General features: G+C 71.1%; 18 protein-coding genes. 9 read left to right on the top strand and 9 right to left on the bottom strand.

The window, feature by feature from the left end:
• Nucleotides 1-22 precede the first annotated feature (22 nt).
• Nucleotides 23-694, top strand: coding sequence for a TetR/AcrR family transcriptional regulator (locus ABEB03_RS10640; protein WP_345645196.1), 672 nt, complete (start codon nt 23-25; stop codon nt 692-694).
• Between the two features lie 386 nt (nt 695-1,080).
• Nucleotides 1,081-2,922 carry an asparagine synthase (glutamine-hydrolyzing) gene (asnB, locus tag ABEB03_RS10635; RefSeq protein WP_345645193.1) on the top strand — a complete coding sequence of 614 codons (1,842 nt, stop codon included), beginning with the start codon at nt 1,081-1,083 and terminating at the stop codon, nt 2,920-2,922.
• A 28-nt stretch (nt 2,923-2,950) separates the two neighbouring features.
• Here asnB and ABEB03_RS10630 read toward each other — a convergent pair whose 3' ends face one another.
• Nucleotides 2,951-3,328: a thioesterase family protein gene (locus ABEB03_RS10630; protein ID WP_345645190.1), complete on the bottom strand. Its 378-nt coding sequence runs from the start codon at nt 3,326-3,328 to the stop codon at nt 2,951-2,953.
• A gap of 71 nt (nt 3,329-3,399) precedes the next feature.
• Nucleotides 3,400-5,190 (bottom strand): FUSC family protein, encoded by a 1,791-nt coding sequence (locus tag ABEB03_RS10625; RefSeq protein ID WP_345645187.1) that lies wholly within the window; start codon nt 5,188-5,190, stop codon nt 3,400-3,402.
• Between the two features lie 207 nt (nt 5,191-5,397).
• On the opposite strand from ABEB03_RS10625, the gene ABEB03_RS10620 reads away from it, so the two are divergent.
• On the top strand, nt 5,398-6,030 hold the full coding sequence (locus ABEB03_RS10620; protein WP_345645183.1) for a DUF1345 domain-containing protein: 633 nt from the start codon (nt 5,398-5,400) through the stop codon (nt 6,028-6,030).
• Between the two features lie 74 nt (nt 6,031-6,104).
• Here the strand turns inward: ABEB03_RS10620 and ABEB03_RS10615 are convergent, their stop codons facing one another.
• Entirely contained in the window at nt 6,105-7,445 is a 1,341-nt protein-coding gene (locus ABEB03_RS10615; protein WP_345645179.1) for a molybdopterin molybdotransferase MoeA, read from the bottom strand.
• A 481-nt stretch (nt 7,446-7,926) separates the two neighbouring features.
• On the opposite strand from ABEB03_RS10615, the gene ABEB03_RS10610 reads away from it, so the two are divergent.
• Entirely contained in the window at nt 7,927-10,218 is a 2,292-nt protein-coding gene (locus ABEB03_RS10610) for an FdhF/YdeP family oxidoreductase (protein ID WP_345645176.1), read from the top strand.
• A 47-nt stretch (nt 10,219-10,265) separates the two neighbouring features.
• Nucleotides 10,266-11,108, top strand: a complete 843-nt coding sequence (fdhD, locus tag ABEB03_RS10605; protein WP_345645173.1) for a formate dehydrogenase accessory sulfurtransferase FdhD — start codon at nt 10,266-10,268, stop codon at nt 11,106-11,108.
• A gap of 7 nt (nt 11,109-11,115) precedes the next feature.
• Here fdhD and ABEB03_RS10600 read toward each other — a convergent pair whose 3' ends face one another.
• The gene (locus ABEB03_RS10600; RefSeq protein ID WP_345645170.1) at nt 11,116-12,036 is read right to left on the bottom strand and encodes a LysR family transcriptional regulator; all 921 of its coding nucleotides are present in this window, start codon (nt 12,034-12,036) and stop codon (nt 11,116-11,118) included.
• Nucleotides 12,037-12,219: 183 nt separating this feature from the next.
• On the opposite strand from ABEB03_RS10600, the gene ABEB03_RS10595 reads away from it, so the two are divergent.
• Nucleotides 12,220-13,209 carry a Dyp-type peroxidase gene (locus ABEB03_RS10595; protein ID WP_345645167.1) on the top strand — a complete coding sequence of 330 codons (990 nt, stop codon included), beginning with the start codon at nt 12,220-12,222 and terminating at the stop codon, nt 13,207-13,209.
• Nucleotides 13,206-14,036, top strand: a complete 831-nt coding sequence (locus ABEB03_RS10590) for a family 1 encapsulin nanocompartment shell protein (RefSeq protein ID WP_345645164.1) — start codon at nt 13,206-13,208, stop codon at nt 14,034-14,036. The genes ABEB03_RS10595 and ABEB03_RS10590 overlap by 4 nt, the downstream gene beginning before the upstream one ends.
• A gap of 98 nt (nt 14,037-14,134) precedes the next feature.
• Here the strand turns inward: ABEB03_RS10590 and ABEB03_RS10585 are convergent, their stop codons facing one another.
• On the bottom strand, nt 14,135-14,617 hold the full coding sequence (locus ABEB03_RS10585) for a GreA/GreB family elongation factor (protein WP_345645161.1): 483 nt from the start codon (nt 14,615-14,617) through the stop codon (nt 14,135-14,137).
• Nucleotides 14,618-14,873: 256 nt separating this feature from the next.
• Here ABEB03_RS10585 and ABEB03_RS10580 point away from each other — a divergent pair, with 256 nt between their 5' ends.
• Nucleotides 14,874-17,186, top strand: a complete 2,313-nt coding sequence (locus tag ABEB03_RS10580) for an FdhF/YdeP family oxidoreductase (RefSeq protein WP_345645158.1) — start codon at nt 14,874-14,876, stop codon at nt 17,184-17,186.
• 129 nt (nt 17,187-17,315) lie between these two features.
• Here the strand turns inward: ABEB03_RS10580 and ABEB03_RS10575 are convergent, their stop codons facing one another.
• Nucleotides 17,316-17,975 (bottom strand): hypothetical protein, encoded by a 660-nt coding sequence (locus ABEB03_RS10575; protein ID WP_345645155.1) that lies wholly within the window; start codon nt 17,973-17,975, stop codon nt 17,316-17,318.
• A gap of 442 nt (nt 17,976-18,417) precedes the next feature.
• On the opposite strand from ABEB03_RS10575, the gene ABEB03_RS10570 reads away from it, so the two are divergent.
• Nucleotides 18,418-18,621 (top strand): cold-shock protein, encoded by a 204-nt coding sequence (locus ABEB03_RS10570; protein ID WP_028801265.1) that lies wholly within the window; start codon nt 18,418-18,420, stop codon nt 18,619-18,621.
• A gap of 198 nt (nt 18,622-18,819) precedes the next feature.
• On the opposite strand, the gene ABEB03_RS10565 is transcribed toward ABEB03_RS10570, so the two are convergent.
• The 3 genes from ABEB03_RS10565 to ABEB03_RS10555 all read right to left on the bottom strand — a co-directional run bounded on the left by ABEB03_RS10565 (nt 18,820) and on the right by ABEB03_RS10555 (nt 21,708).
• A complete protein-coding gene (locus ABEB03_RS10565) occupies nt 18,820-20,151 on the bottom strand; it encodes an MFS transporter (protein ID WP_345645980.1) in 1,332 nt (443 codons plus the stop codon).
• A gap of 64 nt (nt 20,152-20,215) precedes the next feature.
• On the bottom strand, nt 20,216-20,662 hold the full coding sequence (locus ABEB03_RS10560) for a MarR family winged helix-turn-helix transcriptional regulator (RefSeq protein WP_345645144.1): 447 nt from the start codon (nt 20,660-20,662) through the stop codon (nt 20,216-20,218).
• 128 nt (nt 20,663-20,790) lie between these two features.
• The gene (locus tag ABEB03_RS10555; RefSeq protein ID WP_345645141.1) at nt 20,791-21,708 is read right to left on the bottom strand and encodes a LysR family transcriptional regulator; all 918 of its coding nucleotides are present in this window, start codon (nt 21,706-21,708) and stop codon (nt 20,791-20,793) included.
• Between the last annotated feature and the right edge of the window lie 63 nt (nt 21,709-21,771).

The raw sequence follows: 21,771 nt of genomic DNA, 5'->3' as shown, positions 1-21,771 counted from the left end.
TACCGCAACGTATAGTCTGCGCATGACGACGACAAGGGCCTCGGACGCACGGGATCCGGCCGGAGGCGGTTCCAGGGCGGAGCCGGACCGCCCGCGCGGCACCGGGACCAAGGGTGTCCCGCGCGCTCGCCGGGAGGAGCAGATCCTCGACGCGGCTCTGGAGGAGTTCGGCAGGCGCGGGTACGCCGCGGCGTCGATGGCCGAGATCGCCCGGCGCGTCGGTGTCACCAAGCCGATGCTCTACACGTACTTCGGCTCCAAGGACGGGCTCCACACCGCCTGCGTCGACCACCTCGGCCCGCGCCTGCTCGCGGCGATCGACGGGGCCATGGCGTCGGACCCGCCCGAGGAGCAGTTGCCCCACGCGGTGCTCACCGCGGTCTTCCGGACCATCGAGGAGCGGCGCCAGGCCTGGTTCGTGCTGTACGACCGGACCCTGCCGCACGGCTCCGAGCCGTGGCGCGCGGCGCAGCGCCATCGGGAGGCCATCGACGCGCTGGCCGCCTCCGGCACCGCCGCGCTGCTGCGTGGCAAAGGCAACGACGACCCCCTCGACGCGGACGCCCTCAAGCACGTGTGGACGGGCACGGTCGGCGCGCTGGTCGGCTGGTGGGTCTCCCACCCCGAACTGTCGGCGCGGGACATGAGCGCACGCTGCGCCCGGCTGTTCGCGGCCGTCCGCGACGGCTCTTGAGGCGACTGTCGGGCACGGCGTCCGAGGTCTGTCCGGGGCCGCGCGGCAGGCGCCGTCCGCGACGGTGTGCGAGGCGAGTCGCCGCCCTGGTCCCGGTGGCGTCCGCGGGCGGAAGCGGAAGGTTGGGGAAGTTTTTGCCGGTGGCCGATATCCGCCGCGATCACCGGGCGCCGCACGGCCCGTTGGTTCTCGCGCGTGCAAAGGGCGGCTGAAAGTGCGAGGTGGCTCGGTCGTTCAGGTTACGGCCGCGTTGACTGCGCACGGTCCCGGGAACAGGCTGGAATGTAGGTGCCTGATGCAACTGGTTTGGCGGCGTGATGCCACGGGCCCGAGGAATCCGCAGGTCGTGGCCTCTTCCGCCGTCACCGTGAGAAGGGACGACGCGCATGTGCGGTATCACCGGCTGGGTGTCCTTCGACCGTGATCTGCGGAACCGGACCGCGGAATTGGATGCAATGACGGAAACGATGGCCTGCCGCGGCCCGGACGACCGCGGTGTCTGGGCCGAGGGGCCGGCGGCGCTCGGGCACCGCCGGCTCGCGATCATCGACCTGCCCGGCGGCCGCCAGCCGATGACCGCGACCACTCCTGAGGGCACGGTCGCGCTGGTCTACTCGGGCGAGACCTACAACTTCACGGAACTGCGCCGCGAGCTGGAGGCGCAGGGGCACCGTTTCACCACCGATTCCGACACCGAGGTCGTCCTGCGTGGCTACCTCGCCTGGGGCGAGGACCTGCCCGAGCGGCTCAACGGCATGTACGCCTTCGCCGTCTGGGACGGCCGCCACGACAAGCTCGTGATGATCCGCGACCGCATGGGCATCAAGCCCTTCTACTACTACCCGACGTCGGACGGCGTCCTGTTCGGCTCCGAACCGAAAGCGATCCTCGCCAACCCCCTGGCCGACGCCCGGGTGACGCTGGACGGTCTGCGCGAGCTGTTCACCATGATCAAGACGCCCGGGCACGCGGTCTGGGACGGCATGCGCGAGGTCGAGCCGGGCACCGTCGTCACCGTGGACCGCGCCGGCCTGCGCAGCCGCGCCTACTGGCGGCTGGAGACCCGCGAGCACACCGACGACCGGGACACCACCATCGCCACGGTCCGCTCGCTGCTCGACGACATCGTGCGCCGTCAGCTTGTCGCCGACGTGCCGCGCTGCACCCTGCTCTCCGGAGGTCTCGACTCCTCCGCGATGACGGCCATCGCCGCACAGCAGCTGCGTGCCGGCGGCGAACGCGTCCGCAGCTTCGCCGTCGACTTCGTGGGCCAGGCCGAGAACTTCGTCGCCGACGAACTGCGCGGCACCCCGGACACGCCGTACGTCCACGACGTGGCCCGTGCCGCGGGCACCGATCACCAGGACATCGTGCTCGACACGCAGGCCCTCGCCGATCCCGCGGTCCGCGCCAAGGTGATCGGAGCGCGCGACCTGCCCATCGGCTTCGGCGACATGGACGCCTCCCTCTACCTGCTGTTCCGGGCCATCCGCGCGCACTCCACGGTCGCTCTGTCCGGCGAGTCCGCCGACGAGGTGTTCGGCGGCTACCTCCAGTTCTTCGACGAGGAGGCGCGGCGCGCCGACGCCTTCCCCTGGCTGGTGAGCTTCGGCCGGCACTTCGGGGACGACACCGACGTCCTGCGGCCCGACCTGACCAAGGCCCTGGACATCGATTCCTATGTCGCCGACGGATACCGCTCCGCCGTGTCCGGCATCCGGCGCCTGGAGGGCGAGAGCGACTTCGAGTACCGGATGCGGCGCATCTGCCATCTCCACCTGACGCGTTTCGTGCGGATCCTCCTCGACCGCAAGGACCGCACGAGCATGGCCGTCGGCCTGGAGGTGCGGGTGCCGTTCTGCGACCACCGGCTCGTGGAGTACGTCTACAACACGCCCTGGGCGCTCAAGTCCTTCGACGGCCGGGAGAAGAGCCTGCTGAGGGAGGCGACCGCGGACGTCATCCCCACGTCGGTCTACGACCGCGTCAAGAGCCCCTACCCGTCCACCCAGGACCCCGCCTACGCGGCCGCACTCCAGGAACAGGCCCGCGAACTGCTGACCCGGCCGTCCCACCCCGTCTTCGACCTCGTCGACCAGGAACGGGTGAAGCAGGCGGCGCACCGTGACACACCCGTCAGCCACCAGGCGGCGCGGCGTGGTCTGGAGCGGACCCTCGACCTCGCCGTGTGGCTGGACATGTACGCACCGGAGATCCTGCTCGACTGAGGCACTGACGCCTCGTCACGTCGTGGCGTCACGTCGACCCGCGGGACCGGCCCGGATCCGGCGCCGCGGCGAGGAACCGCTCCCGGTCGACGACCGCCCGGTCGATCTCGCCCGACGCGACCAGCGTCCCCGAACCGTCGACCGCACGGACCCGGAACGTGAGGCGGCGGCCGGTGGCGGCGGGAGGATCGGCGAAGACGTCCACGCACCCTCCGACCCGTGTCGCGCGCAGATGCTCGATGCGGAGCGCCGTTCCGACAGTCGTCTGACCCGGCGCGGTGAACGGCGCGGCGGCCCGTATCGTCGCCGCTTCCATCCAGGCGACCAGCCGTGGCGTGGACAGTACGGGCACGTCCCCGCTGCCCACCGTCGCCGCCGTGTCGGCGTCGGTCACTTCATGGCGCATCGCATCACGCTAGCCCGTCGCGGCGCGGACGGCGGGCAGCCGCCGTCCGGGCGGCGCGGCACACCGGCGCCTCAGTGCTGCCGGCGGTGCAAGCGGGCGAGCAGCGAGTAGGCACGTTGCTCGGTGGCGGCGAGCTCGGCCGGGTCGATCCCGGCCGGCCACAGCTCGCCGGCCGCCGCGTCGTCGGCCTCGCGCAGTTCCACGACCGCCATCGCCAGCCGGACCTGGACGAACGCGGGCGGCGGTCCGGAGCGGCCCGCCAGCGCGTGTTCGGCCCGATCGGCGGCTTCCACACATCCCTCCAGCGCGCGCTCCACCCGGACCGCGGCCCGGTCGTGGACCACGAGCAGCGCGCACAGCAGTGCCACGACGATCCCCACCACGCTGCCCAGCACCCGGTCGAGGACCAGTTCCCCCGGCGGAGCGGGGGCCGCGAGGTCGCTCATCAGCAGGGCCAGCGGCGTGAGGAACACGACGCCCAAGGCGTAGTTGCGGGCCACGACGTACTCCAGCAGGAACTCCAGGAGCACGATCAGCAGCGTGAGCGCCACGGGTTCCAGGTGCGCCGCGAGAGCCCCGAACGCCAGCAGCAGCCCGACGACCGTGCCCAGGATCCGCTGGGCGGCCCGCTGTGCCGTGGTGCGGAGGTTGACCGAATGCAGCACCGCTGCCGCGGAGATCGCCGCCCAGTAGCCCCGCTCGAGACCGAGCAGGGCGGCGACCCCGCCGGCCACACCGGTCCCGAGCGCCATCCGCAGGGCGGGCACGGCCAGAACGGCGTAGTGCTCGATGCCGCCGCGCGCCCCCATGAGCAGCTCGGTGGCCCGCCGCGCGGCCGGGCCCTCCCGCGCCGGGCCCGCGGCGCCCGCGCGCTCCGCGTCCTCGGCCAGGCCGGGGACGGCCGCGGACACACCGGTGCGGGAGGCCAGTTCCTCCAGCACGAAGGGATCCCGGAGCCGCCGGTCGGTCAGCATGCGCGCCTGACCGCGCAGCAGTTCCGAAGTGGCGGCCGGGTCGGCGGTGCGACGACGGGCCGAGTCGATCAGCAGCGTCCAGGACAGATCGGTCAGCCGCAGGAAAACGGTGTCGCGCCCGGCTGCGGCCCGCGGTACGCCGGCGGGGGGCGCGACTCCGAGGCACTGGTAGGCGTGGAGGACGGCGACGGTCGCCCGGTGCCGGGTCTGCCGCGGCGCGTCCCCGGCGTCCGAGGCCTCCAGCAGATCGGCGAGTTTGCGCAGCGCGGTGGCCACGGCCACGCGCTGCGGCCGGTCAGGATGCACGAATCGGCCCAGCACGCCCAGCAGCCAGGCCAGCGCCGCTCCCGCCGCCGCGAGAGCGGTGTACGGGAGCACGTCGGCCTGCGTCGTCGTGTTGTTGGCCGCCACCGCGAACGAGAACAGCAGCAGTACGGCACCCAGCCCGCTCAGCCGTGCCGCGTCGCAGACGAACTTCGAGACGCCCGCGACCAGGGCCGTGGCCACGACCACCACGGCGACGCCGGCTCCACCCGGTGCCCCTCGCGCCCACACGGCGAGGACCGCGCCACAGCCCACCAGCGCCGTCATGGCCACGGCCGCGACCGCCAGGACGCGGGCGCGGCGCGCATAGGGCAGATTCCGGCCGAACGTCGTGGTGAGGGAGCCGAGCATGGCGTAGACCGCCAGGTCGGAACGGCCGGCCAGCGCCATCGGCACGGCCACCAGCCCCATGGCCAGAGCCGCCCGCAGGGCGAACAGAAACGCTCCGTCCACCTCGTGCAGCTTCAGCGCACCGCGCGGCGAGAGCGCGTGCCGTGCTCCGGCGAGCGCGGGCCGCCGGCCCTGCCGGGACCCGGCAGGGACCAATCGGCGCAAAATTGGCATGTCTGGTGTATACCCCTGGTCTTGTCCGGCGAGCGATGGGTCTTGTCGGTGGGTGATCACGGAGCCGGGTCGTGCTCGGCCCCGCACGCCGGCTCCGGCCCGCTCCTGCCCGTCGCCTTCCCACGGCCGCCCCGCTTCGGCGTCCCCGTCGCCGGGTGTCCCGCTCCGTCGGGCTGACCGGCGGCAACCCGATTACCGTGGTGGTGCATGAGGACCTGGTTGCCCCTGGACGCGGTGCCCCGACTCGCCGGCGCGGTGGTCCTCGGAGCCGTGGTCGGCCTGGCCGTCGCACTGCCGACCGACCCGGCGCTCGGCGCCCTGGCCGGCATCGCTGCGACGCAACTGTTCTTCGTTCTCGCGGGATGGCTCGTGCTCTGGCCGATGGACGCCACGGCCACCCACGGCAACGCCCGACGCGAGGACTTCCAGCCCCTCACCGAGGAACTCGTGGTCGTCGCCGTCGCGCTGTGCGGACTGGCCGCCATCGTGCTGCTGCTCCTGCGGGGGCAGTCCGACACCGGCCATGCGGCGGCCGCCCTCGCGCTGTGCGGGGTCTTCATGGCCTGGGCCGCGCTGCACCTGATGTACGCGACCCGCTACGCCTACGTGTACTACGAGACCGGCGACGGGATCGACTTCAACTCGAAGCGCCCTCCGGCGTACCGGGACTTCTTCTACTTCAGCTACAACCTCGGCATGACGTACCAGGTGTCCGACACCAACGTCTCCAGTTCGACGATCCGTTCGATCGTGCTGCGGCACTGTCTGCTGTCCTACGTCTTCGGCACCGGCATCCTCGCCACCGCCATCAATCTCGTCGTGGGACTCGTCAGCGGCTGATCCGATCCCGTCCGCTCTCATGCGTGTGCGCTTGTCCGTTCGTCCTCGCGTCCCCGGCCCTCAAAGGCAGGCGGTCACCGGCCCGGGAGCCCGAGAATCTCCACGGTGGTGCCGGCCTCGACGCCGCCCGGCGGGACGACGGCCAGAGCGTCGGCGAGAGCCAGTCCGCGCAGCATCGCGGGTCCGTCGAACGGGAGCGGCGCCACCTCGTACCCCGTGCGCAGCACCGGCAGCAGGCGTGTGTCGTGCTGATGGCCCGGCAGGTCGGCCGTGGCGGGCAGCAGATGCGGCTCCGGGTCGGTGTGCCCGCCGAGGCGCCTCAGCAGGGGGAGCGCCAGGGTCACCCACCCGGCGGTCGCCGCCAGTGGGTTGCCCGGCAGTCCGACGAGCCGGCGGCTGCGGCCGTCCGTGCTGTCCGGCAGTTCGGCGAGGAGCATCGGATGGCCGGGCCGGACGGCGACGGAGTCGACCGGCAGTGCGGCACCGATCCGGTGCAGCACGTCGTGCAGGAAGTCCACCGGACCGGCGGCGGTGCTGCCGGTGGTGACGACGACGTCGGCGGGGGAGCGGTCGACGGCCTCGCGGAGCAGCCCGGGGTCGTCACCGATCATGCGGACCCCGATCGGCTCGGCGCCGCAGGAGCTCAGCCAGGGCGTGAACAGGGGGCCGAGCGCGTCGCGGACCCGGCCACCCCTCGGCACTCCGTGCGAAAGCAGCTCGTCGCCGAGGAGCAGGAGCTCGACGCGGGGACGGCGGTGCACCGACAGCCGGTCGCAACCGGCCGCGGCGGCCAGTCCGAGGACGGCCGGGGTGACGGTGGTGCCGGCCGGGAGCAGCGGCTCGCCGGAACGGCACTCCTGACCACGCGGCCGGATGTCGCGGCCCGCGGGCAGGGCACCGGGCGCGGAGGCGCGCCGGCGCACCACGCCGCCACAGGTCTCCGCGTGCTCCCGGCGCAGTACGGCGGTGGCCCCGGAAGGCAGTCGGGCGCCTGTGGCGATGGGCACGGCCGTACCCGTCGCCATCGGTGCCGGCTCCTCGCCGGCGAGTACCAGGTCGCCGAACGGCTGCCAGGGGCCCGGCCCGGCCACGGCCCAGCCGTCCATCGCCGAGGTGTCGAACGGGGGCAGGTCGCAGAGCGCGTGGAGCGGCGCGGCGAGGGCGTGGCCGAGGGCGTCGTCGGGCATCCGGGTGACGGCGGGCAGCGGCCCCCCGGCACTGCGGCGCGCGGTGGAACGGGCCTGCGCCCAGCTCGTGGCGGGCCCCGCGACGTGTCCCGGTGCCGTGCTCGCGGGCGACTTCGCGCCCCGGGCGGTGGGCGCGTGTGCCGAGGGGATGTGGTCCCCGCACCCTTCGTGCGCCCGGCCCGCCGGGGCGTGCGCGCGGCCGGCCGATGCCGTGATCCCTTCGTGCATGCGGTTCACCTTGTCTGTGACGGTTCGGGGGAGCGACCGTCCGGCAGCGATACCGGCGTACGGCACGGATGCGGTCGGGGCACGGACCTGCCTTCTTCCTCTGGTCGTCGGCGGTCGAAGGCCGTTGCTCCCCCGACGTCGCGTACGGATACTTCCGTGACCGTCCGGTGAATGCCGAAACATCACCTCATTGCTTCCCGGTCATCGTCTGCGTATTTTCCGAACAAGTCAAACAAGGATTTCCGATTGCTTGATAGGTGACGATTATTTCAATGTTTGTGCAGGTGGGGCGCTTTACGCAAAGGGTGAGGGGTCGAAGATAGGCGCACCCTATTCACTCATCGGTGTCACCTCTTTGACAGATTCCCAGGAATTGCCGGAGGCTGCATCCGCCGCATGGGACGAGCCATTTCCCGGCTCCTCGGCGGGCCCGCGGCCACCCCCGCGGAACGTGTCGGCAGCGGCAGAGAAGAGGCAGACGATGAGCGGCATCGAGGACCCGGACGACGACCTGTCGGTCACCCCGCCCAAGCAGTGGGCGACAGGCCTGCCCGCGGTGACGCACGCACTGGAGTACTCCCTGGGGCAGACGTCCGTACGGCGCACCGCCCTGACGCTGCTGAACATCAACCAGGTCAAGGGCTTCGACTGCCCGGGCTGCGCCTGGCCCGAGCCCGCGCCGGGCAAGCGGCACCGGAACGAGTACTGCGAGAACGGCGCCAAGCACATCAACGACGAGGCGACCTCGCGACGGGTCACCGCCGACTTCTTCCGCCAGTACTCGATCGACGAACTGGACACCAAGTCCGACTACTGGCTCAACCAGCAGGGCCGGCTGACCGAGCCCATGGTCAAGCGCCCGGGCGCGCACTACTACGAGCCCATCGGCTGGGACGAGGCACTGGACCTCCTCGCCGGGGAACTGCGCCGCCTGGACTCGCCCGACGAGGCCCTGTTCTACACCTCGGGCCGGCTCAACAACGAGGCGGCCTTCCTCCTCCAGCTCTTCGCCCGCGCCTACGGCACCAACAACCTGCCCGACTGCTCCAACCTGTGCCACGAGTCCAGCGGATGCGCGCTGAACGAGACCTTGGGCATCGGCAAGGGCAGCGTCTCCCTCGACGACATCCATCACTGCGACCTGATCTTCGTGGTGGGCCAGAACCCAGGCACCAACCACCCGCGGATGCTCTCGGCGCTGGAGGAGACCAAGCGCAACGGCGGGCGCGTCGTGGCGGTGAACCCGCTGCCCGAGGCCGGACTGATGCGCTTCAAGCACCCGCAGAGGGCACGTGGGGTGATCGGCCGCGGTACGCAGATCGCCGACGAGTTCCTCCAGATCCGCCCCGGCGGCGATCTCGCGCTCTTCCAGGCGCTCAACCGGCTGCTGCTGGAGGCCGAGGACGACGCGCCGGGCTCCGTGCTCGACCACGACTTCGTCGACGCCTCCACCACCGGCTTCACCGAGTTCGCCGAGCACGCCCGGAAGGCCTCCTGGGACGACGCATTGGAGGCGACGGGGCTCACCCGTGAGGAGATCGAACGCGTCCACGCCATGGTCCTGCAGAGCAAGAGCGTCATCGTGTGCTGGGCGATGGGCCTGACCCAGCACAAGCACGGCGTCCCCACGATCCGAGAGGTCGTCAACTTCCTGCTGTTGCGCGGCAACATCGGCCGGCCCGGCGCCGGTGTGTGCCCCGTCCGCGGGCACAGCAACGTCCAGGGCGACCGCACCATGGGCGTATGGGAGCGGATGCCCCAGACGTTCCTCGACGCGCTGGGCGGCGAGTTCGGCTTCACTCCGCCCACCCGGCACGGACTGGACTCGGTGAACGGCATCCGGGCCATGCGCGACGGCGACGCCAAGGTCTTCGTCGGCGTGGCCGGCAACTTCGTACGGGCCACCCCCGACAGCCGCGTCACCGAGGAGGCGATGCGGCGGTGCCGGCTCACGGCGCACATCTCCACCAAGCTCAACCGCTCCCACACGGTCTGCGGTGACACGGCCCTGATCCTGCCCACGCTCGGCCGCAGCGACCGGGACGTCCAGGCCGCGGGCGAGCAGTTCATCACGGTCGAGGACTCCATGAGCGAGGTGCACGCCTCCCGCGGACGTCTCGCGCCCGCGTCCCCGCACCTGCTCAGCGAGGTCGCCATCATCAGCCGGCTGGCCCGCCGGACCCTGGGCGCTGCGCCGTCCGTGCCGTGGGAGGACTTCGAGTCCGACTACGACACCATCCGCGACCGGATCGCCCGAGTCGTGCCCGGCTTCGAGGACTTCAACGCCCGGGTGGCGAAGCCCGGCGGCTTCAAGCTGCCCAATCCCGTGAACGAGGGCGTGTTCCCCACCCCGAGCGGCAAGGCCGTCTTCACCTGCAACGACTTCACGATGCCGCATGTGCCCGAGGGGCACCTGCTGTTGCAGACGCTGCGCTCCCACGACCAGTGGAACACCGTCCCCTACGCGATGAACGACCGCTACCGGGGCATCCACAACGCCCGCCGGGTGGTTCTGGTCCACCCGTCCGACCTGGACGCGCTCGGCCTCGCCGACCGGGACCGGGTGGACCTCGTGAGCACCTGGCACGACGGGATCGTGCGCCGCGCGGAGGACTTCCGGGTGGTCGCCTACCCCACCACGCCCGGCTCCGCGGCCTCCTACTACCCCGAGACCAACGTCCTGGTGCCGCTGGACAGCGTCGCCGACATCAGCAACACCCCGACGTCCAAGAGCGTCCTGGTGCGCCTGGAGCGCACCGGCTCGGCCGACTAGCCGGACCGGGGAGCCGGCCGAGGCCGATCGACGAGAGGAGAAGGACCATGGGACGAGTCACCGCGCGACGGCGCGTGCTGCGGCTGCGGGACGGGGCCGAGTCGTACCGCCCGGACACACTGGCCGTCGAGGAACCGATGGAGATCCGTGTCGGCGGGCGCCCGCTGACCGTCACGATGCGCACCCCGGGCGACGACTTCGACCTCGCGGCGGGATTCCTGGTGAGCGAGGGAGTGGTGCACGCGGCCGACCACGTGGCCGGTATCCGCTACTGCGCGGGCGCCACGGCGGACGGCGCAAACACGTACAACGTCGTCGATGTCGCCCTGGCCCCGGGCGTGCCCGCTCCGGACACGTCCCTGGAACGGAACTTCTACACCACCTCCTCGTGCGGGCTGTGCGGCAAGGCCAGCCTGGACGCGGTGCGCACGTCGGCGGCCTGGTCCGTGGCCGAGGACCCGCTGCGCATCGCCCCCGAGCGGCTCACGGCGCTCCCCGACCGGTTGCGCTCGGCCCAGAAGGTGTTCGACAGCACCGGGGGCCTGCACGCGGCCGGACTCTTCACCGCCGACGGGGAACCGCTGTGCACGCGCGAGGACGTGGGCCGGCACAACGCCGTGGACAAGGTCGTCGGACACGCCCTGCGATCAGGGCTGCTGCCGTTGCGCGAGACGGTGCTGATGGTGAGCGGCCGGGCCTCCTTCGAGCTCGTGCAGAAGGCGGTGACGGCCGGCATCCCGGTGCTGGCGGCCGTCTCCGCGCCGTCCTCGCTGGCCGTGGACCTGGCGGTGGAGAGCGGGCTGACCCTCGTCGGGTTCCTGCGCGGGGACTCGATGAACGTCTACGCGGGTGCCGAGCGTCTGCAGCCGCTGCCCGCGGTCCGGTCCTGAGGCACCCTCACCGCACGCCGGGCACGCGTTCCAGAGCGGCGGCGACGTCCGTCCGCCGGGCGAGGTCGGTCAGGGCGCGCGCCATGACCGAACCGGGCTCCCGGGCGGAGGTCACGAGCCCGACCGGCACCGTGCGTGAGGGCTCCACCAGCGGCACGGTCCGCATGCCGGGCGGCACGCCGAAGACGTGCAGCCACGCGTGCGGTACGACACTCGCCCAGTGGCCGGTCCTGACATGGGCGAACAGTGTGCCGACCGAATCGGTCTCGACGCGCGGGGACGGCTGGAGACCTGCCTCCGCGAACAGGCCGTCCACCGTCCTGCGGCCCTGCATGGTCCCGGTCAGCAGACACAGGGGCAACTGCGCGGCATCCGCCCACGTGGCCGTCGGCCGGTGTCCGAGGCCGTTGCCCGCCGTCGTCAGCAGCACATACCGCTCCTCGTACAGCGGGACCGTCCGGAAGCCCTCCGGGAGGTCGTCGCGCAGATAGGTGATGCCGGCGTCGATCTCGAAGCGCTGCACCTGCCGGAGTATGTCCTCCGACTTCAGATCCGCCATGACCTCCACCGTGACCAGCGGGTGCGTCGCGCAGAACGGCCCCGTCAGCAGGGACACGGCACCGGAGGCGGTGGGCACCGAGCCGATCCGCATCCGGCCGCTCAGTCCGGTGCGCAGGGCACCGACCTCGTCCTTGAGCGCGTCGCGGTCGGCCAGGATCCGCTGCGCCCACACCACGATGCGCTCGCCCTCCTGCGTGAGCCCCTCGTACTTGCGGCCCCGTCTGACCAGTGGCACATCGAGTTCGTCCTCCAGTTTCCGGATCGCCTCGGACAGGGCGGGCTGGGAGACGTGGCAGGTCTGGGCGGCACGGGCGAAGTGGCGCTCCCGGGACAGGGCCACCAGATACTCGAGTTGGCGAAACAGCACGCCACGGGTGTACCCGACCGTCCCGCGGAATGCCAGTCGGCCCGGCCTCGCCGCTCACCGGCCCCTGTCGTGCTCGCGCGGATTTCCCCGGGACGCAGCAGGATGGAAAGGGAGCGGCGCGGACCGAGGGAGCGCCGTTGCGCACACGACAGGACCGTCCCCGACCCGTGAGGAGGCCGGCTCGTGCCCGAGTCGCAGCCCGTGATCGTGCCGCCGGCCCGGGCCACCGTCTTCCTCGTGGTCACTGTCGTCCCGGGCCGTGAGGAAACCGTCCGGGACCTGCTGGAGGACGTCTCGGGCCTGCGCCGCTCGGTAGCGTTCCGCGCACCGTACGAGGAGCTCACGTGCGTCGTCGGCGTCGGATCGGCGGCCTGGGACCGCTTGTTCGAGGGACCGCGCCCGCAGGGACTGCATCCGTTCGTGGAGTTGACCGGGGAACGACACCGGGCCCCGTCCACGCCGGGAGACCTGCTGTTCCACGTACGGGCCCGGCGCATGGACCTGTGCTTCGAACTCGCCCGGCTGCTGGGGGAACGCCTGCGCGGCGCGGCCACGGTCGTCGACGAGGTGCATGCCTTCAAGTACTTCGACGAGCGCGACCTGCTCGGCTTCGTCGACGGCAGCGAGAACCCCGAGGGCGGCCTCGCGGCCGAAGCCGTCTTCGTCGGCGATGAGGACCCGGAGTTCGCCGGCGGCAGTTATGTGATCGTGCAGAAGTACCTGCACGACCTGACGGCGTGGAACGCCCTGCCGGTGGACGAGCAGGACAAGGTGATCGGACGGACCAAGCTGGCCAACGTCGAACTCCCCGACGACGTCAAGCCCGCCGACTCCCATGTGGCGCTGAACACCATCACCGACGAGGACGGCAACGAGCGCAAGATCGTGCGCGAGAACATGCCCTTCGGCACCATCGGCGACGCTGAGTTCGGGACGTACTTCATCGGCTATGCCCGCACCCCCGACGTGACCGAGCAGATGCTCAGGAACATGTTCCTCGGCGACGGCCCGGCCCGGCACGACCGCATCCTCGACTTCTCGACCGCGGTGACCGGATGCCTGTTCCACGTGCCCACCGCCGGCTTCCTCGACGACCTTCCCCCGGCTCCCGGCAGGAAGGCCGCGGCAGACGGCTCACTGGGGATCGGCAGCCTCAAAGGAGTCCGCACATGACGACGCCCGACGGCATCACCAACCTGCATCGCGAACTCGCCCCCATCACGCCCGCGGCCTGGGCCGAGATCGAGGACGAGGCCCGCCGCACCTTCCGTCGCAACCTCGCCGGCCGCCGGGTCGTGGACGTCTCCGGCCCCGACGGTCCCGAACTCGCGGCGGTGGGGACGGGCCACCTCTCGGACATCGACGGCCCGGCGCCGGGCGTGGGCGCGCGGCTGCGCCAGGCACGGCCCCTCACCGAGCTGACCGTGCCCTTCACGGTGAGCCGGGCCGCCGTCGACGACGTCGACCGCGGTTCCCAGGACTCCGACTGGCAACCGGTCAAGGACGCCGCGCGCATCATGGCGTTCGCCGAGGACCGGGCGGCCTTCAACGGATACCCGGCCGCCCGCATCGAGGGTCTGCGCGGGCGCACCTCACATCCCGTGCTGCGCCTGCCCGCAGAGCCCCGCGACTACCCGGACGCCGTCAGCCACGCCCTGAGCACGCTGCGCCTGGCAGGCGTCCAGGGCCCGTACTCCCTGCTGCTGGGCGCCGAGGCGTACACGGCGGTCAGCGAGACGTCGGACCACGGCTACCCGATCGCCGCCCATCTGGGCCGGATCCTCGACGGGAAGCTGATCTGGGCGCCCGCGATCGAGGGAGCCTTTCTCCTCACCACCCGGGGCGGCGACTACGAACTGAGGCTCGGCGAGGATCTCGCCATCGGCTACACGTCGCACGACGCCACCGACATCGAACTGTACTTCCGCCAGACCCTGACGTTCCTCGTCTACACGGACGAGGCCGTCGTGGCACTCGACCCCGCGACGGACGGGGGCTGATCCCGGGAGGCTCCTGGGCACGGCGGCGCAACGAGCCCCGGGGGAGGGCGTGTTCGGGCGCGCGGCGCGAGCGTGTGCGGGCGTGCGGCGCGAACGGGTCACGCTTCGGCGCCGGTCGACCGCCCCAGGGACACGACCACCGCGGTCGACCGGCCGCCGGGCGCGCTGTAGTTCACCGTGTCGCCGGGACGGTGGCCGAGGAGGGCGCGCCCGAGGGGGCTGTCGGCCGTGACCAGTGAGGGGTCCAGTTCCTCGGCCGTCTCGCCGACCTGGAAGGTCTCCTCCGCGCCGTCGGCGAATCGCACGGTGACCGTGCTGCCCACGCCGACCCGGTCGGTGGGCGGCGGGCCTGCCGTGTCCGCACCGCGGAGCCGTGTGGTGATCTCCGAGATACGCGCGTCCAGGCGCTGGAGGTCGTCGGCGCGCTGCAACTCGTCGGCTTCGTCGGCGCGGTCGCCCACGGCCGAGTCGGAGTCCTGGAGCGTCGCGGCGACCGTCCTGCGTTCGGTGCGGAGGTCGGCGAGTTCCTGTTCGAGGGCGTGTCGGGCAGCGTCGCTGATCGGTGCGGGTTCGCTGGGCATGCCTGGTCCTCGGGGTGCAAGGAGACGATGTGGGGTGGAACATTCCGGATCTTAGGTGCGATTCCGTGATACGGCATCCGGCCGGTGGCCCTCCGTGACCCACGTGTACTGGCCAGTGCCTTCTCGACCGCGCACGCCGCCGAGAAGCCGCAGGGCGGACACACCGGTCACGTGGCATCGCCCGATCCACCGGAATAGCCTGAACACAAGTCCCGGGGGGACCGGGCCACACCCGGACGGTGAAAGGCTGAGACTCTTGAACGCCTCCCATGACGACCAGGACGGTCTGGAGCCCCGGGTAGGGCCCGCCCCCAAGGACGACCCGGACTTCCACCCGTACCACCACCCCGCCGCGGGCTGGGGGGCGGCCAAGAGCGTCACCCGGGTGCTGGTGCGTGAGCGTGCCCTCGTGGACGGACCGCGGGCGATCATGCGGATGAACCACGAGAACGTCGGATTCGACTGCCCCGGATGCGCCTGGCCCGACGACACCAAGGGCCTGCACCTGGACATCTGCGAGAACGGCATCAAACACGTCACCTGGGAGATGACCGGAAAGCGGGTCGGCCCGGAGTTCTTCGCCGCCCACTCGGTGACCGAGCTGTCCGGCTGGAGCGACTTCGACCTGGAGGACCAGGGCAGGCTCACCGAGCCGATGGTCTACGACCCCGAGTCCGACCACTACGTACCGATCAGCTGGCACGACGCCTTCGAGCTCGCCGGACGCACCTTGCGCGAGCTCGACAGCCCCCACCAGGCGTCCTACTACACTTCCGGCCGCCTGGGCAACGAGGCCACGTTCCTCTATCAGTTGATGGCCCGCGAGCTGGGCACGAACAACCTGCCCGACTGTTCCAACATGTGCCACGAGGCGAGCGGACGCGCACTCCAGGCGTCCCTGGGCACCGGCAAGGGGACCGTCGACCTCAAGGACTGGGAGACGACCGACGCCCTGTTCATCATGGGCGTCAACGCCGCTTCCAACGCGCCCAGAATGCTCACCGCGCTCGCCGAGGCGCACCGTCGCGGCGCCCAGATCGTGCACATCAATCCGCTGGTCGAGGCCGCCGCGACCCGCACGATCGTCCCGCACGACTTCCTGGACATGGCCACGTTCCACTCGACGCGGACCAGCACCCTGAACATCCAGCCCCGCATCGGCGGAGACATGGCGCTCCTGCGCGGCATGGCCAAGGCCGTCCTGGAACAGGCCAAGGCCGATCCCAAGGCGCTGGACAGGAGCTTCATCGATCGCCACACCGCGAACTTCGAGGAGTACAAGGCGCTCTGCGAGGCCACCTCCTGGGAGGAGATCGAGCATCAGTCCGGAGTGGAACGCGACGACATCCTCAAGGTGGCCCGCGTCTACCGGGACGCCGACCGGAGCATCGTCAGCTGGTGTCTGGGCGTCAGCCAGCACGAGCACGGCGTCGACACCGTCCGGGAGATCGTCAACGTCCTTCTGCTGCGCGGCAATCTGGGACGGGAGGGGGCGGGTCCCTCGCCCGTGCGCGGACACAGCAATGTCCAGGGCAACCGCACCTGCGGCATCGACCACCGGCCCTCCGAGGAGTTCCTGGACCGTCTCGCCGCGGCCTGCAGGATCGACCCTCCCCGGGAGCACGGACTCGACACCGTCGGCACCATCGAGGCGATGCACCGAGGCGACGTGAAGGTGTTCGTCGGCATGGGCGGCAACTTCGCCCTCGCCGCACCCGACACGCCGTACACGTACGAGGCGCTGCGCTCCTGCGAGCTGACCGTCCAGGTGAGCACCAAGCTCAATCGCAGTCATCTGGTCCACGGCCGGCAGGCGCTCATCCTGCCGTGCCTGGGGCGCACCGAGAAGGACCACCAACGGCACGGCGTCCAGAGCACCTCCGTCGAGGACTCGATGAGCATGGTCCACCTGTCCGTCGGCATGAAGCGCCCCGCCTCGCGTCACCTGCTCTCCGAGCCGGCCATCATCGCCGGTATCGCCCGCGCCGCCCTGCCGGAGAGCCGGACGCCCTGGGAGTGGTACATCGAGGACTACGACCGCATCCGCGACACGATGGAAGAAGCTCTCGACGGATTCGAGGACTTCAACCGCCGGGTCCGTCTTCCGCTCGGCTTCCGCATCAAGCAGCCGGCCCGCGAACTGGTCTTCCTCACTCCGTCCGGACGCGCCGAGTTCTCCACCGCTCCGCTGCCCGACGTCGTCCCCGCCCCCGGCACGCTCGCGCTCGGCACCATGCGCTCCCACGACCAGTGGAACACGACCATCTACTCCGACAACGACCGCTACCGCGGCATCAAGAACCTGCGCACCCTCGTGTTCATGAACAAGGACGACATGCGCGAGCGCGGTCTGTCGGAATTCGATCCCGTCGACATCGTCAGTACCGCCAAGGACGGCAGCACCCGCTCCCTGGCCGGCTATCTCGCGATCCCGTACGACATCCCCCGGGGCAGCGCCGCCGGCTACATGCCGGAGATGAACGTGCTGTGCGCGCTCTGCGACTACAGCACGCAGAGCGACCAGCCGCTGATGAAGCACGTCAAGGTCACCATCACCGCGGCCACCTGACCGCTGGGTGGGGTCATACGAGTGACTGTCGGGCAGGGGCGATGCCTGACGGTCGGTCGTGCCCTGGCGGAGCCGGGCCGGTGGCGCGGGGTCAGACCTCGGAGTCCGCGTCAGACCTCGGAGTCCGCGTCAGACCTCGGAGTCCGCCTCGCGGAGATCTTTCACCATGTGTTCCATCACCGCGCCCATGTCGCCGACCGTGGCGTCGAGTTCCTCGGCACGCGGCGCGGTCTGCTCGACACACGTCGCCGTGGCGAGAGCGAGGTCGACGGCTTTGCTCACCTCACCGTCGCCCAGAAGCTCCTCGATCCGGAAAGCGAGGCCGGCGAGTGTCGAGTCGTCGGTCTGCGGCACCAGGTACCCCTGCAAGCCCGGAGGATAAGGCGTGCGCTCCCGGAGCTCCCGGAAGGCCTGCACGACCGCATGCTCTTCGCTGTACTGGTCCAGGAGCCCCATGAGGACGTACAGCCGGGCCGTCAGCCTGGGCAGACCGGGGAAGCGGTCGAGCCAGGCCATCAGTTCGCGGTGGCCGCCGAGGTGGTCGGTGATCTCCGTCATCGTGGTGGCGAGCGTGTTGGACTGGGCCCAGTGGAACGGCAGCAGCTGGGCGACCTGCTCGGCCAGAGTGGCCTCGTCCTGCGGGCTCAGGCTGTCGGCGACCAGCCCGCTGACCAACGCGCGGTCGAGGCCGAAGCCCTCCGGTGCGGAACGGCGCGTGGTGGTGTGCGACACCTCGTGGCGCAGACGCGTCAGCTCCTTGCCGATCTTGCTCAGGGGTTTGTCCCGCATGGGGCCTCCAGCCGGCCTGCCGTGGTCTTCGGTCGCTCTGGGGAGGTGCTCCTTGAGCGCCGCACACGGGGGTACGGGGGGCGGAACGGAGAGCAACTGCCCGGAGCCTGCACGCAAAACCCTGCCGCCGGGCGCGGGGATGCGCGCGCCCTGTGGCCCATGCGGGCTATTCCGCGCACCGGATTGCCGCAAGCCCTCCACCTCGTCGACACGCTTTCGGACAGGCCCAGCGGGTGGCCGGACACGCCTTCGGCCCAGCGGTCCGGACCCGGTGCGGGACTCCGCGGGCCACGGTGTGCGGCTGAAAAGATCCGCCATGGCGGGGTGGGGAAGCCGGACGATGCGGCCGTTACGGGGTAGAACGGATATCGGGTGTTCCCGATGTGTGGGGGACCCGCTTTCACTGAGCCGGGCTCGTCCCGGCATGAACGAAGGACACAGAATGGCCAGCGGCACCGTGAAGTGGTTCAACGCCGAGAAGGGCTTCGGATTCATCGCCCAGGACGGCGGTGGGCCGGACGTCTTCGCGCACTACAGCAACATCTCCGGGAACGGCTTCCGGGAACTGGTGGAGGGGGAGACCGTCACCTTCGACGTGACCCAAGGTCAGAAGGGGCCCCAGGCGGAGAACATCGTCCGCGCCTGACGCCCGTACCCGTCCCCGCCCTTCCGTCCGAGGAGGGCGGGGACGTCCCTGTGTGGCGCCCTGAGGGACGGATGCCCGGGCGTCACGACTCGTGGCCCTGTCGGGGGTCGCAGTGACGTCACCGCGGCGGGTGAGGGCCTTTCGACGAGGTCCGGTGTTCCACGGCCCGGGAGCCCGGAGCCGACGGGCAGCCGCGCTCTATCTGCCGGTCGTCGCGTGGCGCAGCGTGCGGTCGAAGACGGTCAGCAGCAGGTACAGGACGCCGGCCGCGAGCATGACCCAGGCGAGTGTGTGCAGACCGTGGGTGTCGGCCCGCTGCCCGTAGGAGGCCGCGGTCGTGGCGGTGGCGACCAACGAGCCCAGGTAGGAGAAGGTGCGCAGCAGGCCGGAGGAGGATCCGGTCCGCTCGGGGTCGGCCTGGTGGTAGACGGCGTTCTGCAGGGCCAGGCTGTTCGACCCCTGGGGCACGCCGAAGACCAGAGCCACGACGAGCAGCATCCACAGGGGGCTGTCCGCGCCCAGGGTCAGCATCAGCAGGCAGGCGACGATCTGGCCGACGGCACCGGTCAGCAGCTTGCCGCGCACGCTGCTGCGCTTCCCGGTGGCCACGGAGACGGTGATCGCCATGAGGGCCGTGGGGATCAGGACCAGACCCGCGTGAAAGGGCGTCAGCCCGTAGCCGTCCTCGGTCCACTGGGCGAATCCGTAGAGGAAGCCGTACGCGACGACGTAGGCCACCAGTGCGCGTCCGTAGGTGGCCAGCAGGGGCACATTGCCACCGAGCACCCGCAGGTCGACGAACGGTGTCGCGGCCCGCAACTCCCGTCGGGCGAACGCGGTCCCTGTGACGAAGGTGACGACCAGCAGATACCAGTGGTCCGGGCGCAGGTCCATCAGGAACAGCAGGAGCGCGATCAGCATGACCGCGAACAGTGCCATGCCGGGCAGGTCGAGCCGGCCGGCGATCCGGTCGTGCCGCGGGGCGGGGTCGGTGCCGGCCCGCTCGGGCAGGCGGAGCAGGCCCAGCATCACCGCGACCACGGCCAGCGGCACGTTGAGCGCGAAGGTGGCGCGCCAGCCGCCCACGCCGATCAGCAGGCCGCCCAGCAGGGGGCCGACCGCCATGACGGTCTGCCCGGCCACGGCGAGAGCGGTGAGCACGGAGGCGGGACTGTCGTGCCCGGTGCGGCGGGCCTCGCTGCGCACCAGGGCCATGGAGGCCGGATAACCGGCGCAGGTGCCGAATCCGAGGATGATCCGCGCGACGATCAGTACGCCCAGATTCGGTGCGAGGGTGCCGACGACGCCGCCGACGCCGACGAGGCCGGTGCCGACGAGGAAGACCCGGCGGGGGCCGAAGATGTCGATCAGACGACCCATGACGGGCTGCCCGAGCGCGGTGGCCAGGTAGAGCGCGGAGACCAGCCAAGCCGTCTGAGCGGGCGGTGCGCCCAGTGCCACGCCGATGGGTACGAGCGCGACCGAGACGATCGTCGAATTGATCGGGTTCAGGACCGAGCCCAGCAGCATCGGAGGCAGCAGCCGCCGATCGAATCGTGACTGCGCCGACGGTATCGGCCCGGCCTTCGTCCGCTCAGTCACGTGTCAGACGCTCCAGGACGGTCATGGCCTCGATCACGGTCCGCCGCTCCTCTTCCGTGCACTTCTCCTCCAACTGCCCGGCGAGCCACTCCTGCCGGGCCTGCCGTCCCTCCACGACCCTCCGCCGGCCGGCGGGCGTGAGCACGAGCAGCAGGCGCCGCCCGTCGTGAGGGTCGCGGCGCCGCTCGACCAGCCCCGAGGCGAGCAGCGGAGCGACGGTCGCGGTCATCGACTGGTGCCGCATCCCCTCCGAGGCCGCCAGATCGCTGACGGTCACACCGGCTCGGTCGGCCAGCCGCGTCAGGACCGAAACCTGTCCCAAGGTGATGTCGTCGGCCTCGGCGGCACCGAGAATGCGGCGCCGCAGACGGCCGATGACGGCACGCACCTGCCGCGACGCCTCTACTGCCGAAGGTGACGCGTGAGGGTTCTCGTTCATGCCTCCACTCTAAGTAGTACAGCTTGATCTGTACAGTCTTAGCTGTATGAATACTGGTGGCCGGAAACGTCGCCCCGCCGAGCGCGTCGGTTTCCGGACGCTTTGAGGGGTGCGCGGGGGCGCAGGTGTCAGGACTCCCGTGACTCCTGCTCGCGCCGGCCTGCGACGGGCTCCAAGTACCCAGCCTGTCGGACCGCTTGGCGCAGTGCGGCGAGGAACGCGGCCGTGGCGGGCGGATCGGGCGGGTCGCCGTAGGTCGCCACGTGGACGCGCCGCCGGAAGCCGGGGAGCTCGGCGGCCTCGATCCCCGGTGCGCGGTGGGCGCGCAGGGCCAGTCCAGGGATGGTGGTCACGCCCAGCCCGGCGGCGACGAGCGACTGTTCCACGATCACGTCGTCGCTGGTGTACGCGATGCGGGGGGTGAAGCCCGCTCGCTCGCAGGCGTCGACGAACTCGCGGCGGCAGTGCTCGCAGCCGGCGATCCAGGCCGCGTCCCGGCAGTCGCCCAGGGTCCTGTTCGTGGCGTCGAGGCTGAGCAGGTACATGGGATCGTCGAAGAGGTGGGTGACGCGGACGTCGGCGGGAGTCGCGTCGTCGTAGCGGAAGACGACGGCGACGTCGATGTCTCCGGCCCGGAGCATCCTCAACGCGTTCTCCGGGTGCGCGTCGAGGAGGCCCAGTTCGATGCCGGGATGGGAGTCGCGCACGGCGGCCGCGGCCCGGGGGACCAGCGTGCTGAGCACGGACTGGAAACCGGCGACACGGACCCGGCCGCTCCGCAGGCCGACCATCGCGGACAGCTCGGCGGCGGCCGCGTCGACCCGGCCGACGATCTCGGCGGCCCGACGGGCCAGTTGCTCGCCCTCGGGCGTGAGACGGATGCCGCGACCCACCCGCTGGACGAGCCGGGCGCCGGTCTCGGCCTCCAGGCGCGCGAGGTGGTGACTGACCGACGGCTGTGAGTAGTGCAGGTGCTCCGCGGCCCTGGTGACGGAGCCGTGCGCGGCGATGGCCGCGATGATCCGAAGCCGCACGATGTCCAGCATTCATCAAGGCTATCTATGAGTAGGCACGAATACTGGCATTGGACGAATGAATCCGGTCGGCAG

The organism is Streptomyces siamensis (assembly GCF_039543605.1).
Classification (GTDB): domain Bacteria; phylum Actinomycetota; class Actinomycetes; order Streptomycetales; family Streptomycetaceae; genus Streptomyces; species Streptomyces siamensis.
This window is presented reverse-complemented; position numbering and strand designations above follow the sequence as displayed.

Bases quoted from the DNA above. Each gene is read 5' to 3' on its own strand.
- ABEB03_RS10620 (WP_345645183.1), top strand. From the start codon at position 5,398: ATGAGGACCTGGTTGCCCCTGGACGCGGTGCCCCGACTCGCCGGCGCG.
- ABEB03_RS10555 (WP_345645141.1), bottom strand. From the start codon at position 21,708: ATGCTGGACATCGTGCGGCTTCGGATCATCGCGGCCATCGCCGCGCAC.
- fdhD (WP_345645173.1), top strand. From the start codon at position 10,266: ATGGGACGAGTCACCGCGCGACGGCGCGTGCTGCGGCTGCGGGACGGG.
- ABEB03_RS10585 (WP_345645161.1), bottom strand. From the start codon at position 14,617: ATGCCCAGCGAACCCGCACCGATCAGCGACGCTGCCCGACACGCCCTC.
- ABEB03_RS10570 (WP_028801265.1), top strand. From the start codon at position 18,418: ATGGCCAGCGGCACCGTGAAGTGGTTCAACGCCGAGAAGGGCTTCGGA.
- ABEB03_RS10625 (WP_345645187.1), bottom strand. From the start codon at position 5,190: ATGCCAATTTTGCGCCGATTGGTCCCTGCCGGGTCCCGGCAGGGCCGG.
- ABEB03_RS10565 (WP_345645980.1), bottom strand. From the start codon at position 20,151: ATGCTGCTGGGCTCGGTCCTGAACCCGATCAATTCGACGATCGTCTCG.
- ABEB03_RS10575 (WP_345645155.1), bottom strand. From the start codon at position 17,975: ATGCGGGACAAACCCCTGAGCAAGATCGGCAAGGAGCTGACGCGTCTG.
- ABEB03_RS10630 (WP_345645190.1), bottom strand. From the start codon at position 3,328: ATGCGCCATGAAGTGACCGACGCCGACACGGCGGCGACGGTGGGCAGC.
- ABEB03_RS10615 (WP_345645179.1), bottom strand. From the start codon at position 7,445: ATGCACGAAGGGATCACGGCATCGGCCGGCCGCGCGCACGCCCCGGCG.
- ABEB03_RS10560 (WP_345645144.1), bottom strand. From the start codon at position 20,662: ATGAACGAGAACCCTCACGCGTCACCTTCGGCAGTAGAGGCGTCGCGG.
- ABEB03_RS10590 (WP_345645164.1), top strand. From the start codon at position 13,206: ATGACGACGCCCGACGGCATCACCAACCTGCATCGCGAACTCGCCCCC.
- ABEB03_RS10610 (WP_345645176.1), top strand. From the start codon at position 7,927: ATGAGCGGCATCGAGGACCCGGACGACGACCTGTCGGTCACCCCGCCC.
- ABEB03_RS10640 (WP_345645196.1), top strand. From the start codon at position 23: ATGACGACGACAAGGGCCTCGGACGCACGGGATCCGGCCGGAGGCGGT.
- asnB (WP_345645193.1), top strand. From the start codon at position 1,081: ATGTGCGGTATCACCGGCTGGGTGTCCTTCGACCGTGATCTGCGGAAC.